The sequence below is a fragment of the Algibacter marinivivus genome (genome assembly GCF_003143755.1).
GTDB lineage: Bacteria > Bacteroidota > Bacteroidia > Flavobacteriales > Flavobacteriaceae > Algibacter_B > Algibacter_B marinivivus.
Map to the genome: position 1 here is coordinate 349,431 of NZ_QFRI01000001.1, position 17,376 is coordinate 366,806.

General features: G+C 30.6%; 14 protein-coding genes and 1 tRNA gene. 14 read left to right on the top strand and 1 reads right to left on the bottom strand.

From position 1 onward, the window contains the following. The first annotated feature begins 188 nt into the window (after nt 1–188). The 7 genes from DIS18_RS01655 to DIS18_RS01685 all read left to right on the top strand — a co-directional run bounded on the left by DIS18_RS01655 (nt 189) and on the right by DIS18_RS01685 (nt 9,699). Entirely contained in the window at nt 189–1,970 is a 1,782-nt protein-coding gene (locus DIS18_RS01655) for a T9SS type A sorting domain-containing protein (RefSeq protein ID WP_109351308.1), read from the top strand. After that, nucleotides 1,970–2,845: a sugar phosphate isomerase/epimerase family protein gene (locus tag DIS18_RS01660; protein ID WP_109351309.1), complete on the top strand. Its 876-nt coding sequence runs from the start codon at nt 1,970–1,972 to the stop codon at nt 2,843–2,845. Before DIS18_RS01655 ends, DIS18_RS01660 begins: the two co-directional genes overlap by 1 nt. Nucleotides 2,846–3,052: 207 nt before the next feature. Beyond that, nucleotides 3,053–3,397: a hypothetical protein gene (locus DIS18_RS01665; protein ID WP_109351310.1), complete on the top strand. Its 345-nt coding sequence runs from the start codon at nt 3,053–3,055 to the stop codon at nt 3,395–3,397. Between the two features lie 9 nt (nt 3,398–3,406). Further along, complete coding sequence (locus tag DIS18_RS01670) at nt 3,407–4,837, top strand: cellulase family glycosylhydrolase (RefSeq protein WP_109351311.1); 1,431 nt, start codon at nt 3,407–3,409, stop codon at nt 4,835–4,837. Between the two features lie 11 nt (nt 4,838–4,848). Then, nucleotides 4,849–6,303, top strand: a complete 1,455-nt coding sequence (locus DIS18_RS01675; protein ID WP_109351312.1) for a T9SS type A sorting domain-containing protein — start codon at nt 4,849–4,851, stop codon at nt 6,301–6,303. A gap of 349 nt (nt 6,304–6,652) precedes the next feature. Beyond that, the gene (locus DIS18_RS01680) at nt 6,653–7,879 is read left to right on the top strand and encodes a T9SS type A sorting domain-containing protein (protein ID WP_109351313.1); all 1,227 of its coding nucleotides are present in this window, start codon (nt 6,653–6,655) and stop codon (nt 7,877–7,879) included. Between the two features lie 299 nt (nt 7,880–8,178). Then, on the top strand, nt 8,179–9,699 hold the full coding sequence (locus tag DIS18_RS01685) for a T9SS type B sorting domain-containing protein (protein WP_245925557.1): 1,521 nt from the start codon (nt 8,179–8,181) through the stop codon (nt 9,697–9,699). Nucleotides 9,700–9,899: 200 nt separating this feature from the next. Here the strand turns inward: DIS18_RS01685 and DIS18_RS01690 are convergent. Then, nucleotides 9,900–9,974: transfer RNA gene (locus tag DIS18_RS01690), tRNA-Pro, on the bottom strand. A gap of 386 nt (nt 9,975–10,360) precedes the next feature. On the opposite strand from DIS18_RS01690, the gene udk reads away from it, so the two are divergent. Genes udk through DIS18_RS01725 form a run of 7 tightly spaced genes read left to right on the top strand, consistent with a single transcriptional unit; the run spans nt 10,361 to nt 17,230 of the window. Then, nucleotides 10,361–10,966 (top strand): uridine kinase, encoded by a 606-nt coding sequence (gene udk, locus DIS18_RS01695; protein WP_109351315.1) that lies wholly within the window; start codon nt 10,361–10,363, stop codon nt 10,964–10,966. A 1-nt stretch (nt 10,967) separates the two neighbouring features. Next, nucleotides 10,968–11,291: an FtsB family cell division protein gene (locus DIS18_RS01700; protein WP_109351316.1), complete on the top strand. Its 324-nt coding sequence runs from the start codon at nt 10,968–10,970 to the stop codon at nt 11,289–11,291. Beyond that, entirely contained in the window at nt 11,284–12,645 is a 1,362-nt protein-coding gene (locus DIS18_RS01705) for a methylmalonyl-CoA mutase subunit beta (RefSeq protein ID WP_109351317.1), read from the top strand. The genes DIS18_RS01700 and DIS18_RS01705 overlap by 8 nt, the downstream gene beginning before the upstream one ends. A 1-nt stretch (nt 12,646) precedes the next feature. Beyond that, nucleotides 12,647–13,318 carry a hypothetical protein gene (locus tag DIS18_RS01710; protein ID WP_146191778.1) on the top strand — a complete coding sequence of 224 codons (672 nt, stop codon included), beginning with the start codon at nt 12,647–12,649 and terminating at the stop codon, nt 13,316–13,318. Nucleotides 13,319–13,323: 5 nt separating this feature from the next. Further along, nucleotides 13,324–13,962: a hypothetical protein gene (locus DIS18_RS01715; RefSeq protein WP_146191779.1), complete on the top strand. Its 639-nt coding sequence runs from the start codon at nt 13,324–13,326 to the stop codon at nt 13,960–13,962. Beyond that, nucleotides 13,962–16,085, top strand: coding sequence for a methylmalonyl-CoA mutase (gene scpA / locus DIS18_RS01720; protein WP_109351320.1), 2,124 nt, complete (start codon nt 13,962–13,964; stop codon nt 16,083–16,085). Before DIS18_RS01715 ends, scpA begins: the two co-directional genes overlap by 1 nt. A gap of 26 nt (nt 16,086–16,111) precedes the next feature. Beyond that, the gene (locus DIS18_RS01725; RefSeq protein ID WP_109351321.1) at nt 16,112–17,230 is read left to right on the top strand and encodes a helix-turn-helix domain-containing protein; all 1,119 of its coding nucleotides are present in this window, start codon (nt 16,112–16,114) and stop codon (nt 17,228–17,230) included. Nucleotides 17,231–17,376 lie beyond the last annotated feature (146 nt).

Below are 17,376 nucleotides of genomic sequence, written 5' to 3' on the forward strand. Positions count from 1 at the left end.
CACCAAAATTATAGTATCTATAACTTTATTAGGTTTAATTTTTAGCTATTGGGGTTCATTAATTGTCAATTTCATGTAAACTTTTAGAATTATGCTTTTTGACTTATATGAAACCTTTTGAATCTAATTTTGTACCGCATTCTGCCTTATGATAATTATTTTTACCAACACAAAAATGCTTTTCGAAAATGAATCAAAAATTACAATTCACAATATTATTTATACTACTAAATGGGTTTATAAATGCTCAAACCACATATTACGTAGATCAAACTAATGGAAATGATTCTTCAAACGGTACCAGCGCAATAACTGCGTACAAGACTTTTGACAAAGCAGAATCAAAAGTTAATCCAGGAGATACTATTGAGATTATAGGTGTTTATAAAAACACTAGTTATAATGAAAATTATAGTTACAGTGGAAATGAACACGACGCACATCTTTGGCATTCAGAAAACACTATCAGGATTAGCGGATTAGATGGTGCGCCAAACAACTACATTACTATTAAAGCTCACAACTCTAATACTGTTTTAAAAGGAGATGGAAGTAATATTGTGCGTGTATTAAACAGTTCTTATCTTAAATTTGAAGGCTTAGAAATTTTTGGTGAGGTTAATAATATTCCGCTTTCTACTGCAAATGCTTTACAATTTGTTTATATAATTGATGATGTAAATTTAAATGGAACTGCTACTGCCCCTACAGAATTGGATATAAAATTTAGAAATGAAGATGAGACCAATGATAATGATGATATTGTAGAAGAAACCGATATATATACTAACATAAACAACTTAGAAGTATTAAGACCTTCTTATGTAGATACTAGAGGTTTTTATATAACTAATAGTAATAATATTATTATAAAAGATAACAAGATTCATCATACACCTGGTGGGGGTTTAAGAGTTTCAAAATGTGAATTCGTAGATGTTTTAGAAAACGAAATTTACAGATGTTCTGCAAAATCTTATTCAGGCACACATGCTTTGGTGATTACTAATTCAAAACCAATAACAGGCAATGGGTATAGTATTAATGTATTAAGAAATGAAATTCATCATAATTATAATGAACTATACTCTTGGTCGCCCGCTAAAACAAAAATAACACCCCGCATTGATGAAGGAAAAGGCATATCATTACAAAAAAATAATACTACTGAATGGATTAATGGATCTGGTAGAATATTAGTAGCCAATAACGTTTGTTATTGGAATGGATTTAGTGGTGTCCATACTAACGATGGTAATCGTATTGACTTTATTAATAACACCTGCTACCTAAACTCTTATACAAATACAATAACATATGCAGGTGAAGATCAAAAAGGTCAAAATATTGGCATTAGTGCTCAAAGCAGTAATGATATAAGCATGATTAATAACATTTCTGTGATTGATACAGATTGGGGTGGCTTTGCTTTATCAGCTGGTAACACTACAAATTTAGTTGTAAATAAAAATATAATTTACGGAATTAATGGAACTATAGCTCAAGACAATGATATAACTAGTGTGGATAGTAATACCATAATAGTAAACCCAATGTTTATTTCTCCTGGAAACCAATCTGCAAATTCTTATAATTTTGGTTTACAATATACATCTCAAGCAATAGGTGCAGCTCTTACTGCTTCTGCACCTAGTGATGATTTTTATGGAAAAACAAGAGATTCTAGTCCAGACTTAGGTGCTATAGAATACGATTCTACATTATCTATAAATACAAAGAATTTAAATAATCTAGCGGTTTATCCAAATCCGTTTAAAGATAATATCATGATTCGTCAAAATGATTTAGATCCAAATGAGGTAGCACTTTATAATCTTTTAGGTCAAAATCAATCATTTAATTATGATATTCAGAACAACGTAATAACATTAAAATTAAACCATCTAGCTATTGGCTTTTATATTTTAAAAATTGGTACTACTTCAAAAAAGATAGTTAAAACTAATTAATGAAAAAATCTATAATTTTATTATTTACAATCATACAATTTACTGGATGCAAAACAGTAAGTAATGAAAGAGTTTTTCAAAAAGAGAGTCTCATACCCTGGTCTATAGTTGGTTTTGATGTTAAAGAAAGAACACCTGAACAACGTCTAGATATGCTTAAACGTTTAGGATTTAATCAGTATGCCTACGGAAATCGACCTAAACATATCCCAACAATGAAACATGAATGGTTACTTGCTAAAAAAAAGGGTATAGCTATTAAAGCCGTTTGGTTATATATTAATTTGAATAAAGACAAAGTAAACAAACTTAAACCTGAAAGTGAGGTAGTTTTTAAAAACCTAAAAACTGTTGGATTAAAAACACAAATTTGGGTAGGGTTTGAACCAAAGTATTTTGAAAAATTATCTGATGAAGCTTCTCTAGTACAAGCAGTTACTATGATTGAATATTTATCAAAACGTGCCAAAAAATTAGGCTGTAAAATTGCACTTTACAACCATGGCGGTTGGTTTGGAAAACCTGAAAATCAATTAAAAATCATTCAACTATTGCCAAAAGAAGATATTGGCATCATATTTAATTTTCACCATGCTCATGAAGATTTAGATACTTATTCAAAAAATATTAAAATGCTTCTTCCCTATTTATGGTGTGTCAATTTAAATGGCATGAAAAAAGAGGGACCAAAAATCATCTCTATTGGAAAAGGAAATCTTGAAAAGGACATGATTCAACAAGTATTGAATTTAAATTATAAAGGTACTTTTGGAATTTTGGGACATGTAAAAGGTGGCGATCCAGAATTAATTCTTGAAGAAAACTACAGTGGTTTATTAGAACTTTTCGATAAACAAAACACCATAAATCCTTAAAAAAATCATCTTCTATTTTAAAATTGATTTGTTCGTTAAGTAATTCAAAATCGACTTAATAAAATCACAAAGTCTTTAATATCAATAGTTTTCACGATAAGCAAACCTTATCTGACTATTATGAAACCCTTAATTGCATCTATTTTTAGAATTTTACACTAATTAATTCTGCTAGCTAAAAAACGGCAAGCAATAAAATTTTAAATGATGAAAAAAATAATAATTACTTCTATCCTTTTTTTAGGATTTACTGTTGCTGGATTTGCTCAGTCTGATAAGATAACAGAAAAAGCCAATGAATGGGTTAATAATCTAAATACAGAAATCACCTCTACAGATGAATCTTTAGCATTAACAGAAACACAAAAAACTCAAATTGTAGCTATTCAAGTTGAACGTTTAATGGAGCTTAAGAAGGCTAAAAAAGCTAGTGCAGACAAAGAAGCTAATAAAGCAATAAACAAAAAACACTTTCAAAAAATATTTAAAGAAGTGCTAACGAAAGAGCAAATGAAAGCTCGTAAAGCAGCCAAAGAAAAAAGTAAACATTAATAGCAACCAATGAAACATTTAAAACTTCCCTTATTAATATTCTTTTTACTAATATCATTTCATGGTGTATCACAAATTACACCACAACAAATGGTAAGTAATATGAGTAGGGGTATTAACCTAGGAAATGTTTTAAGTGCTCCTACTGAAGGTAATTGGGCACCAGCATTTACTGAAACTTATTTTCAGGATGTTGCCGCTGCTGGTTTTAAAACAGTTCGTATTCCAATAGATTTTTTTGGAACTAGAACTACTGGTGATACATCTGGATATTCTAAAGACGCTGGAACTTCTGCTAATTATACAGGAAGCTCTTCTGATTATATAGTAAGTTCAACGTATTTAGATCGTATTGAACAAGTTATCACTTGGTCTTTGAATAATAATTTAATAACTATTCTTGATTTTCATGGTTCAACCCTAAAAAGTGAATTCACATACTCATTTAGTCCAAAAGCTAAATGGTCTGCATATTACACGCATCCAACATCGGCTAAACGTGCTGCAGACAATGATAAATTTAGAGCAATCTGGACTGCAGTGGCAAACCGTTTTAAAAATTATTCATACAATTTGATTTTTGAAATTATAAACGAGCCCTATTTTTGGTTAAGCGATAGTGAAATGGATATTTTAAATACTGATATCATTTCTATTATTCGAAATTCTGCTAGTAATAATTCAGATAGAAATATCATAATAACTGGAGGCAGTAAAAATGCATATGAAGCACCATTACAAATTGGAAATGCTGTTTTAAATAGTGATGATAATTTAATTGCAACATTTCATTATTATTGGCCTAGAGCTTTTACAGCATCTTCTGGAGAAAATGACAATGATTTTGATTGGGGAAATACAGCCGATAAAGCAGCAGTAGATACTGATTTTGAAGCCGTAAAAACGTGGTCTCAAAACAATAATAATATTCCAGTTTTTTTAGGCGAGTTTGGAGCTGATAATACTGAAGGTTATAACTACGTAGACGGAACTTATAGTGTTTTTGGTGGTCCAGAAAATGCTTCTCGGGTAGAATTTCATAGATACTTAGCACAAAAAGCAATTGATTTGGGATTTTCTTTTGCAGCTTGGGATGCAGGAGATAAAGCCAATAAAACGATTTATAAAGTAAGTGATAGAACTTGGGTTGAAGATGTTAAAAATGCCCTTCTAGGAACTACACTAACCACTAATGATTTTAAAAAAAAAGAAACTATTAATATATCTCCTAACCCTGCATCAAAATATATTGTTCTTGAAACTCATCTCATAATTGACCATCTTGAGCTTTACGATATTAACGGCAGATTAATCCCGCTTAATCACTCTAAAAACAATTCAAAAATAAAACTCCCTAATATTAAAAATGGGATGTATATACTTAATGCTATTTATAACAATGGCAGTCATTCAAATCATAAAATATTAATTAATAACTAAAACTAAAAATCATGAAAAAATTTACATTTATTGTTTTGCTTGCTATCCTCCCTTTTTTAGGATTTGGGCAAAACCTAGTAACCAATCCTACTTTTGCTGGTGCTTCGGATTGGACAGAAACACAAACAAATGCTGCTAGTGGTATTGATGCTGGTGTTACACGAACAGCAGATGGTTCAGACTCATATATAATAGTCAATAACGGAAGTTTTAATAGTAGAATTACTAATACAAACATACCTATGGCATCATTAACAGCTGGAAGTTATATATTTAGCTATTGGGTTAAAGGTGATGCAGGTGTAAAAACGCGACCTCAAACTAGAGATGATGGTTCAAATGTTACAGGTTTGTGGACTGGTGATGGTACATCTGATACTTATACTATAGTAACATCTGACACATGGGAGTTTGTAGAGTTTACTTTTTCAGTTACTGCTGCAAGTAATTTAGGTTTACGAATTTTTAATAGAACCAACGTAGATGGTACAGCTATTAGTGTAGATGATGTGTCATTTACCTATGTTCCACCAACTGGAAATACATTAACCGTTAATACTGTTGGAGCTGGTACAGTTGCAGAAACTTTAAATAAAATTGCTTACGACCCAACTGATATTGAAACACTTACTGCTACTCCTGCTACACACTGGGAATTTGATAGTTGGAGTGGAGACCTTTCAGGTAGTACAAATCCTGAAACTATTCTTATGGATGCTGATAAAACTGTTACGGCAAATTTCACTGTAGAGGCTGGTTTTGATTATGATTTTCAATTTGATACTGATGGTGATTTAGAAGGTTGGACTTTAGATCCGCAACTAGCACTTGCTTCACATACTGGAGGAGAAGTTGCTTTAACACCTACTACTGACCAATGGGCAAGGTTTAGTTTATTTGATTTTCCAATACCAACAGCTTCTTATAACAAAGTAACTATCACTCTAAAAAATGAGTCTACAAATGATGACCAACTGGGATTCATTCTGATTAATGGAACGACACAAGTAGTTACACAATCTATGACAACTAGTGATACAGCTTTTCAATCTTATACATTTGATGCCACTCAATTTACAAACTGGACAGGAGGAGATATAGAATCTGTAAGAGTTAGATTTACCGATGCAGACAACCCAACAGCAGGAAGATCTTCAGGCACAGGAAACATTATTATTGAAAGTATTGTTTTTGAATTTGACGCATCTTTGAGTTCAAAAGATTTTAATAAAGTTGATTTTGAAATGTATCCTAATCCGGCTAAAACAGTTTTAAACATAAATAGCAATAGCAATAGCAAAATTTCGAATATATCTATTTTTGAAATAACAGGAAAACGCGTTTTAGAAGTTTCAGAAATAGTAAATAACAAATTAGATGTATCTCATTTAAATTCTGGAATTTATCTTTTAAAAGCACAAGATGAATACAATAATATTTCTACAAAAAAACTAATTATTGATTAATAGCTAATTAAATAACAAAAATATTCTAATCATTTTTTGAAAAGTTTTTTTTAATTCTAAGTGAAATCTTTATAAATAATTAAAGATTTCACTTTTTTATTTTAATCATATAAAATCACCATTCATCCCACTAAAAAAGCTTTTAATCTTAAGGTTTTATTATTGTTACTAAAAAAAGACTATTAACAAACCTCTAAAGACAGTTATTAAACCTTAATAAAGGTATTGAATAGTAATTTTGAAGAGACAAATAAGCATACACTCTTTTTTGATTTTAAACCCCACCTACCTTTTTAACACCTATTGTGTTTAAACTAAACAATTTACTAAAAAATAAAAACACAAAATCATGAAAAAAATTACAATTTTATTATTACTACTTGTTGTTCCTTTTATAGGAGTAGCTCAAGTCTTTACAAACGGAACATTTGATGCAAACGTTGATGGATGGATACCTAATAGTGGGTCTGCAGTAACTCATGATGCAGTAGAAGGAGACACAGCAGCAGGTTCAATTAAATTGGTAACTGTAGCGGCTAACGGTAGAGCACAAAGTAATCCCAATGCATCACCAGGAGTTGCTGGTGATTATCTCCTTACCTTTAAAGTAAAGGGTACAGCGGGAACTAAAATACAAGGGTCTATATTTCAAGGTAGTCTGACTGGAGGTGATAATTATACCATAGTTGGTTCAGATTGGGAAGAATACACTCATCTTTTCACAGGTATATTAGATTCAAATATGAATATTAGAATTGTTGGTAAAGATGCTAGTAGCACCTATTTTATTGATGATGTTTCTTTTGTGAAAGCAACTGTAGTTACAGAAAATTCTTTTGTGTCTAATCCAGATTTTGAAGCAGGTTTTGATACAGATTGGTCTGTGCTTGGTGCAGATATAGATATAAGCTCTGCTACTGGAGATGGTAGTGCAACTGCAGTACAAGTAGACTTTACTCAAAATGCAACAACTAATAATAATAATTTAATTAATATAGTTCATGATTTTGGTACAACAGTAAACCCATCTGAAGTTACTTCTAGCTTTAGGGTTAATACTAACAACACTGGTATAGGTATACAAATGTCTGCTCAAACTCTAGACGCATCAGATGTTGTGGTTGAGACATTAAATTCTGCAAATGAAACTGTTGCCGCTGCAGACACATGGGAAACACTATCATTTAGTAAAGCAACTACTGCACCATTTAACAAAATCCTTTTTAGAATTAAAGTTAGAGGTAATGGCACAGCACTAGCTGGAGATAAAGTACTAATTGATGATATAGTAGCTTCATTTACTTATATTTCTTTAGGTATTAATGATTTTTCTAGAAATGATGATGCTTTTAAGTTATATCCAAACCCAGTAAAAGATTTATTAAATATAAAAAGCTTAGATGCATCAATGTCTTCTATAAGTATTTATGATATTACTGGTAAACGTGTTTTACAATCAAATACGATTAATGATGGTAAAATAAATGTATCTAATTTAAATAGTGGGATATATGTTATAAGACTTGAAGATGCAAACCGCAATTTTAGTGTAAAAAAATTAGTAGTTTCTAAATAAAAAATTTTAAATAATAATTATAAAGTGCCTCTAAATTAAGAGGCACTTTCAGTTAAATTATTTAGGTTACAACCTCATATATCATATATAATGACATATATTTTGATAATCATATTTTCATTAGTTCTTTTAAATTTTCTATTATTAAAATTCAGCTGCAATTTATGCAGTAAAAAGAATAATTTAAGTGAATTAAAAGATGATAAAAGCAAAATAATAGTACTCAAATCAAAATCTAATTTAGATAATGATAAGCATATTCTTTTCCCTTGGGCAAAAAAAATATCTTGATAAAAAATATGTTAAAAAACATAGTTATCTTTCTATTAATATTCTATAATCTAAACATATTTAGTCAGCAAGGAAATGGCAAACTTTGTATAGATGCGGAGCCATTATGCGGTTCTAGTATGTTTACTTATTCAAATACATCTGGGGATAATTTTGCTGAGAATGTTCCTGATTATGGTTGTTTGATATTACAACCAAATCCATCATGGTTTTACTTTCAAATATCTCAAGATGGAGATATTACACTACAGATTGAGCAAAGCAATACTTTAGGGGGCATACCAAATTTAGATGTAGATTTCATTGCTTACGGCCCGTTTGATGATCCAACTTCAGCATGTGTATCAAAGCTTACTTCTTCTAACATAGTGGATTGTAGCCGTAGAAAAGATGTTATAGAATTTATAAATATTACAAACACAAAAGCTGGAGAGTTCTACCTTCTACTTTTAACAAATTTTTCTAAATCACCAGGGTTTATAACAGTTACTCAAACCTCAGGTAATGCATCAACTAATTGCAATTTATTAAATCCAACTATAACTTCAGATGAAACAAGTTGTAAGGGAGACATTTTAACATTAGATGCTAAAACGGACCAAGCTACAAGTTATAAATGGTTTCAAGATGATGGAAATGGAAATTTCGATAGAATTGAATTAGCAAACAATTCAGAATACAACGTTACAAGTTCAAATATTTATAAAACCGAAGCCTACAATAATGATAATGTACTTTTAAGAAAATACGAGTTCAATATCGAATTTTTTGAAAGACCAATATTTACATTTGAAAATGAATACATTTTATGTACAAACTTAAACGGAACAGAAGAGATAGAAACTCCTTTAATACTTGACACTGGATTAGATGATTCTGAACACAGCTTTATTTGGAGCTTAAATGATGTAGTAATAGCCTCAGAAACTAAAAGTTATATAATCCCAACATCTGAGGGTGATTATACTGTTGAAGTAACGTCATTATCAACTTTTTGTTCTACAATAAAAAATACTACAGTTAATTTTAGCTCTCCTCCGGTAATTACTGCAAACGTTATAACAAATGCTTTCACAAATTATCACACTATAGAAGCCAATACATCTGGAATTGGAAAAAATAATTACCAGTTTAGCATTGACAACGGACCATGGCAAGACACAGGAATATTTAATAATGTGTCTTTTGGAGAACACATAATTACAGCCAGGGATACTAATGGATGTGGAATAAGCAGTACTAAAGTTATGGCTATAGAATACCCAAAATATTTTACACCGAATAACGATGGATTTAACGACACTTGGAATATTACAGGATTAAAAAATCAACCTCAAGCTAAAATTTATATTTACAACCGTTATGGTAAACTTTTAAAACAATTAAACCCAAGCTATTCTTCTGGTTGGGATGGAACTTTTAAAGGTGTAATAATGCCGAATAATGATTACTGGTTTACTATTGAATACATTGAACCTAGAGATGGATTAATAAAGGTATTCAAAGCACATTTTACTTTGAAGAGATAACAAATAAAAGTGAAGTTTAAAAGTTCTTTAAAATTATGCCAATTATATAAAAAAAATATACATTTTATGTGATGTCGTGTAAAATCAAAGAAAAAAAAACAATTTGTCTTTTTCTATATATCCACATATAAAAGCTAAAGCTTTTAAAATTCATAAAAAAGAAAAAGCCAACTATCTTAAAGATTGCTGGCTTTTCTTCGTCGGGGTGGCAGGATTCGAACCTGCGGCCTCCACGTCCCAAACGTGGCGCGATAACCGGGCTACGCTACACCCCGTATTTAGTTATCTTGTAACGGGGTGCAAATATAGAGTTTTCTTTTACATTTAAAATCTTTTTTTTGCCTTTTTATTAGCAATTGATAAAATTTTATGTTTTTTAATTTATGATTTTCTTATTGCTTTAAAATACTAGATTTAAGGACTGCTTGATAATAAAAACAGACTTGAGGTTTTGTAATGATATTGGCGGAAAATGCGTTAGGAATAGAAGTGGATAGCCCACAGCTTTTGCACTATAGTGCAGAAGCGAGGACTTGTAACGGATAGCCCGACCCTTTAGGGCAACGCCCAAATTATTTACTTTCAAAAATATTATTCTCTATAAAAATTTTACAAAGAATTAATCTTAAATTTGTTTAACTAAAGTCTAAACTAAATATTTATGCTAATAATAGGAATTGCAGGTGGAACAGGTTGCGGTAAAACGACTGTTGTTAATAAAATTCTGAATGAACTTCCTGAAGGTGAGGTTGGAATAATATCCCAAGATTCTTACTATAAAGACACATCTCATTTAACTTATGACGAACGTGTAAAAATAAACTTTGACCACCCAAGATCTATTGATTTTGATTTATTAGCAACGCATTTAGAAGATTTAAAAAACAACAAGCCTATACACCAACCTGTGTATTCGTTCGTTAAACATAATAGAACTGGTGATACCATTATAACAAATCCCAGAAAAGTTATAATTGTTGAAGGTATATTAATATTAACAAATCCAGAATTAAGAGATATGTTTGATATTAAAATATTTGTTCATGCTGATAGTGATGAACGCTTAATAAGGCGTTTAAAGCGTGATATATCTGAAAGAGGGCGAGATTTAGATGAAGTTTTAAATCGCTACCAAAACACATTAAAACCTATGCATAATCAGTTTATAGAACCTATGAAAGAATATGCCGATATTATAATTCCAAACAACAAACACAATACAGTTGCAATTGATATAGTGAAAACAATAATAACAGAAAAATTATAACATGGCCTCTCCAAAAAACAAATACTTAAAACCTTTTAAAAATATATTTATACTTATTTTAGTAGTATTTGCTGTTTGGATGTTATTTTTTGATGCTAACTCATGGCTTATTCATCATGAATTAAATACTGAAATTGAAGATTTAGAAAACGAAAAAGACTATTACAAAAAAGAAATTGCTAAAGACAAAAAAGACTTAAAAAAAATTAGCTCTGAAGAAGGTTTAGAAAGATTTGCTAGAGAAGAATATTACATGAAGCGTGAAAATGAAGAAATATATATTATTGAATATGAAGATAGTTTAAAAACCAAAAAGGATGAATAATAAACTATTTGATGGATTTAATAGGGTTTCTTCAAAACAATGGAAACAAAAAATACAATTCGATTTAAAAGGAGCAGATTACAACAACACGCTAATTTTTAAAACGAATGAAGATATAGATGTAAAACCTTTTTATCATGCTGATGATTTTGATGAATTACCAAATATTTCAAACACTAAAGCTAGCCAATGGAAAATTTGTCAATCTATATTTGTAGCAGATGTTGAAAAATCAAATTTAAAAGCTATTGATATTATTGAAAGAGGTGCAGAAAGTATAAAGTTTATAATTCCTTCTGAAACTATTTCGATTGACCACTTAATAGAAAACATAAATACAAACGCTGCGCATTTGCATTTTGAACTCTTGTTTCTTTCTGAAGATTACATTAAACTTATAAAGAAACAAATTCCAGAAGCAAGAATCCATACAGATGTAATAGGTAACCTTACAAAAACAGGAAATTGGTTTGAAAATTTTAATGATGATTTTAAAGCATTCTCATCTATAATAAAACAAACGCGTTCATTTAATATTGATGCATCTCTTTATCAAAATGCTGGTGCAAACATGACTCAGCAATTAGCCTACAGTTTAGCACATGCTAATGAGTACCTTAATGCATTAGACGAAACCGAAACCAATCTACAATCTCTAGATATAACATTCAACATTTCTGTAGGAACACACTATTTTTTTGAAATTGCAAAATTAAAAGTCCTAAGAAAACTTTGGAAAACACTAGCCTTTGAATATAAAGCAAACCCAAATTGTAACATTATAGCAACGCCTACCAAACGCAATAAAACATTATACGATTACAATACAAATATGTTGCGTACTACTACTGAATGCATGAGTGCTATTCTTGGTGGCGCAAACACAATTGATAATTTACCTTACGACGCTATTTATCATAAAAGCAATGAGTTTGGTGAACGGATTGCCAGAAATCAATTACTAGTATTAAAACATGAAAGTTATTTTGATAAAGTAAATAATCCGTCTGATGGCTCTTATTATATTGAAAGTATTACTAATCAACTTTCAGAAAAAGCTTTAGATTTATTTAAAAATATTGAAGAACATGGTGGCTTTTTAAATCAATTGAAATCAGGAACCATACAAAGAAAAATTAAAGAAAGTGCTTCAAAAGAGCAACAACAATTTGATAAAGGCGAAGAAGTTTTATTGGGAACAAACAAACACCCAAATGGCAACGATAAAATGAAAAATGAGTTAGAACTTTATCCTTTTATCAAAACCAATCCAAGAAAAACATTAATTGAACCTATAATAGAAAAACGATTATCTGAACATTTAGAACAAAAACGATTAAAAAATGAAAATTAAAATGAACTCAAAAATTACACTTATCCCTTTTTTATTATTTTTTATTGTATTTAACTGTAAGAAAGAAACCCCTTTTACAGATTTTAAATATGCAGACAAACCTGTAGCTTTTACTTGTGAAGGCGTAAATTCCAAATTATTAAATGAAGCGCTTTACAGTTTTGAAGATGATATTGTAAACCATTACAAAAAAGGAAACCAGAATTACCGATTAGACCAAGCGTATTCCCAAATAATTAGAAACTCAACTTTTGGAAGATTAAAATTAGAGGATATGGTTTCAAAACATACTTCTAGTATTTTTGAAGCTTTAAAAAATGAAACCGATTTATGGGACGCTAATAACCCTAAAAGCCATTTAAACTACAAAGGCTCTACAATGAATTGTATTTCTGAGAGTATAAAAGATACTGCTTTAAAAACTACTTTAGATGCGCTTATATCAACTAATAGCATGAGTCCTAAATTATTTGGAGCGCCTTTAGCTAATAAATACAGAAACACATTAAATGATAAAAATCTAGCTATGTATGTTGCATTAGATTTATTCTACGCTAAAATGTTTGATATTGATTTTTCAAAAGTAAATTTTGAAAAACCAGAATTAAAAGTAGATTTTAATCAATTACCACCTAAGCCTGAAGTTGATCCTCATGCTGGACACAACCACTAAAATTAATGAGCAAAATAAAATTACATTTAGCTTTTTATTTACTCTTTTTAAGTTTTACATCTTGCTTAAATATGGTTTCTGATGTTAAAAGTTGGATTGAAATTGAAAACATTGAAGATGTTTCTGGAAAATATCATTTTTTAAGTGATGATGGAATCAAAATTTATCTACCTCAGAGCTTTAAAAAATATTCATCGGCTGAATATCAAAAGGTTTTAGACTCATTAGCTTCTAAAGAAAACTATAAATTAGAAACAAAACGATTACAAGTTTTGAGAGAGATGAAAGGCAATTTATACATATATTTTGACGAAGAAACCAGATCAACTTATACCATTAATACCTTACCATATACGCCTTTGTACAGGACGGATGCACAGTATATTTTAGGTATGATAAAAATGAATAATGATAAGGTTTCTAATAAAACTGACTTAAATTTCAAAAAAATTACTGCTAACTACACATCTAATAAAACCGCTCAAATTTTTAAAGCTATTTATAAAATTAAGAATACTAAAAAACAAACATCAACTTTTAATTCATCTTATATATTAACATCTAATAAAAAAACAGTTTTCTTACAATTACACACGGGCTTTGATGTTGATTTCGATCCTTTTTTGCAAAAAATGATTTTATAATGCATAGAAAAAACCTTCAACATATCGAACTAAAATCAGCTGCAAAAATTGATAAGCAAGAAACATCAAATTTTAGAACTGCTGAAGGTATTGATATTAAATCTACTTATACTAAAGAAGATATTGAAGGTTTAGAACATTTAGATTTCATAGCAGGCATTGCACCAAATCTTCGCGGACCATATAGTACTATGTATGTTAGAAGACCTTGGACTATACGCCAATATGCTGGATTTTCTACTGCAGAAGAAAGTAATTCGTTTTACAGAAGAAACTTAGCCGCAGGACAAAAAGGATTATCTGTTGCTTTTGATTTAGCAACACATCGAGGGTATGATTCTGATCATGAACGTGTAGTAGGTGATGTTGGAAAAGCAGGTGTTGCCATTGATTCTGTTGAAGATATGAAAATACTCTTCGATCAGATTCCTTTAAATAAAATGTCGGTTTCCATGACTATGAATGGTGCCGTTTTGCCCATAATGGCATTTTACATAGTTGCTGCAGAAGAACAGGGTGTGAAACCAGAACAACTAGCCGGAACCATACAAAATGATATTTTAAAGGAGTTTATGGTTAGAAACACATACATCTATCCACCAACACCTTCTATGAAAATCATTTCTGATATTTTTGAGTATACCAGTAAAAACATGCCAAAATTTAACAGCATAAGTATTTCAGGTTACCATATGCAAGAAGCTGGTGCAACATGTGATATTGAATTGGCTTACACCCTTGCTGATGGACTAGAATATATAAGAAAAGGATTAGCAGCTGGTATGGATATTGATACCTTTGCTCCTCGCCTATCTTTCTTTTGGGCTATTGGTATGAATCATTTTATGGAAATTGCTAAAATGCGAGCTGCCAGAATGCTTTGGGCTAAATTGGTAAAACAATTTAATCCAAAAAATGAAAAGTCTTTATCATTAAGAACGCATTGTCAAACTTCAGGTTGGAGTTTAACTGAGCAAGACCCCTTTAACAATGTAGCAAGAACAACTATTGAAGCTGCTGCTGCCGCTTTTGGCGGCACTCAAAGTTTACATACTAATGCCTTAGATGAAGCCATAGCATTACCAACTGACTTTTCAGCTAGAATAGCTAGGAATACCCAAATTTTTCTGCAAGAAGAAACTAAAATCACTAAAACTGTTGATCCGTGGGCTGGAAGTTTCTATGTGGAAAAGTTGACGCATGATATCGCTCAAAAAGCATGGTCTTTAATTGAAGAAGTTGAAGACTTAGGAGGAATGACTAAAGCCATTGAAGCAGGAATCCCTAAAATAAGAATTGAAGAAGCCGCGGCAAGAAAGCAAGCTAGGATAGATTCTGGGCAAGATATTATTGTTGGTGTTAATAAATATAGACTTGAAGAAGAAGATCCTATTTCTACTCTTGAAGTAGATAATCAAACCGTTAGAAACTCACAAATAGAGCGATTAAACACTATAAAAGCTGAAAGAAATTCAGATAAAGTTAAAGCTACTTTATCAAAATTAACTGAAGCGGCTCGAACAGGACAAGAAAATTTACTAGCTTTAGCTGTTGAAGCTGCTCGCGAACGCGCTACTCTTGGAGAGATTAGTGATGCATTGGAAGCAGAATTTGGAAGACATAAAGCTCAAATAAAATCATTTTCTGGTGTGTATAGTAAAGAAATAAAAGACGACAAATCCTTTAAAAAGGCACAAGAACTAGCTGATATTTTTGCAGAACAAGACGGTAGGCGCCCTCGTATTATGATAGCAAAAATGGGACAGGATGGTCATGATCGTGGTGCAAAAGTTGTTGCTACAGGTTATGCAGATGTTGGTTTTGATGTAGACATTGGTCCCCTCTTCCAAACCCCACAAGAAGCCGCAAAACAAGCTGTTGAAAACGATGTACATATTTTAGGTGTATCATCTTTAGCTGCTGGTCATAAAACTCTGGTTCCGCAAGTTATTGAAGCTTTGAAAGAGTATGGTCGTGATGATATTATGGTTATTGTTGGTGGCGTTATTCCAAAACAAGATTATCAATATTTATTTGATGCAGGCGCCGTTGCTGTATTTGGACCTGGAACAAAAATTAGTGATGCAGCTATAAAAATTTTAGAAATTTTAATTGATGACTAATAAACATTTTAGACACCTACAATTAAATGGATAACATAACAATTATAGGTATAGTTAGCTTCATAATAGTTATACTATTTCTTCTTTTCTCAGCATTCCTTTTAACTGTAAAAACAGTAAAAAAAATTAGCAATCAATTACTTGCAGGCTTCTTAATTATTACAGCTATTGATATTAGCGTATTTTTTTACCATAATTTTATTGAGTTACCTCCTGCTTTAGAAATGTTTAGAATACAAATCTCTGCATTTAAAGACCCACTTTTATTTCTTTATATTCTATCTGTTATTTATTCAGATTTTAAATTAAAATGGAAACATCTTGTTCATTTAATTCCTTGGGTAATAAATATCGTCATCCTATTACCTAATTTCTTTCTTGTTCCTAGAGAGGCTCAAATCTCATTTCTAAACTACTTTAATGAAACTCCAGAAGCTCATTACATATCTGTTTTAGGTAAAATTATTGAGGTTATTTATATTATTGCTGAGTTATACTACCTCTTAAGGTATCGTAAGTTATTATTAGAAAACTATACCAGCAAAGATGCTTTTTACAATTACCATTGGGTTAAACAACTTATTATTTTTATACTAGTTGGTCAAATATTAACTTTTATAAAAGCCTTTATTAGAGATTCTGGCGATTTTGATGAGCAATTTGTAAATATTTTTAGAATCATTTTACTCTCTTTCGGTTTATTCTTTAGTTTTTGGTTAGTATTTAAAGCGCTTCTATCTCCCAAATTATTTAGAGGTATTGCTGTTGATTTACGCTTATCAAAAGAAATGACTGATGGTAAAAACAAAACACATAGTAATCAAATAGATCTTATAAAGAATTACATGACTGAAGAAGAGCCATTCCTAGACCCTTCACTTACGGTTAAAAGTCTTTCAGAAAAAGTAAATATACCACATCGGGAATTATCTGTTTTAATAAATCAAGAATTAGGGCAACACTTTTTTGATTTTGTAAATGGCTATCGTATTGAAAAAGCCAAATCTATTTTGAAAGACAATGTAAAAACAAAGCTAACTGTACTCGAAATTTTGTACGAAGTTGGTTTTAATTCAAAATCTTCATTCAATACTGCCTTTAAAAAGCACACAGGAAAAACACCTACTGCTTACCGCAAATCTTAGTAATAATAAGACCTCGTAAAAAGTCGAACGCTTCAATGTAAGAAGTCGAACTCATTTTTATTGCACAAATGCGTTCGACTTTTAACAATCGGTCGTATAGAATCTCTTTCCATAGGATATTTGCTTCAAATAAAACAAGTATCAAT

Coding starts and splice junctions, on each gene's coding strand:
- DIS18_RS01655 (WP_109351308.1), top strand. CDS start 189: ATGAATCAAAAATTACAATTCACAATATTATTTATACTACTAAATGGG.
- DIS18_RS01660 (WP_109351309.1), top strand. CDS start 1,970: ATGAAAAAATCTATAATTTTATTATTTACAATCATACAATTTACTGGA.
- DIS18_RS01665 (WP_109351310.1), top strand. CDS start 3,053: ATGAAAAAAATAATAATTACTTCTATCCTTTTTTTAGGATTTACTGTT.
- DIS18_RS01670 (WP_109351311.1), top strand. CDS start 3,407: ATGAAACATTTAAAACTTCCCTTATTAATATTCTTTTTACTAATATCA.
- DIS18_RS01675 (WP_109351312.1), top strand. CDS start 4,849: ATGAAAAAATTTACATTTATTGTTTTGCTTGCTATCCTCCCTTTTTTA.
- DIS18_RS01680 (WP_109351313.1), top strand. CDS start 6,653: ATGAAAAAAATTACAATTTTATTATTACTACTTGTTGTTCCTTTTATA.
- DIS18_RS01685 (WP_245925557.1), top strand. CDS start 8,179: ATGTTAAAAAACATAGTTATCTTTCTATTAATATTCTATAATCTAAAC.
- udk (WP_109351315.1), top strand. CDS start 10,361: ATGCTAATAATAGGAATTGCAGGTGGAACAGGTTGCGGTAAAACGACT.
- DIS18_RS01700 (WP_109351316.1), top strand. CDS start 10,968: ATGGCCTCTCCAAAAAACAAATACTTAAAACCTTTTAAAAATATATTT.
- DIS18_RS01705 (WP_109351317.1), top strand. CDS start 11,284: ATGAATAATAAACTATTTGATGGATTTAATAGGGTTTCTTCAAAACAA.
- DIS18_RS01710 (WP_146191778.1), top strand. CDS start 12,647: ATGAACTCAAAAATTACACTTATCCCTTTTTTATTATTTTTTATTGTA.
- DIS18_RS01715 (WP_146191779.1), top strand. CDS start 13,324: ATGAGCAAAATAAAATTACATTTAGCTTTTTATTTACTCTTTTTAAGT.
- scpA (WP_109351320.1), top strand. CDS start 13,962: ATGCATAGAAAAAACCTTCAACATATCGAACTAAAATCAGCTGCAAAA.
- DIS18_RS01725 (WP_109351321.1), top strand. CDS start 16,112: ATGGATAACATAACAATTATAGGTATAGTTAGCTTCATAATAGTTATA.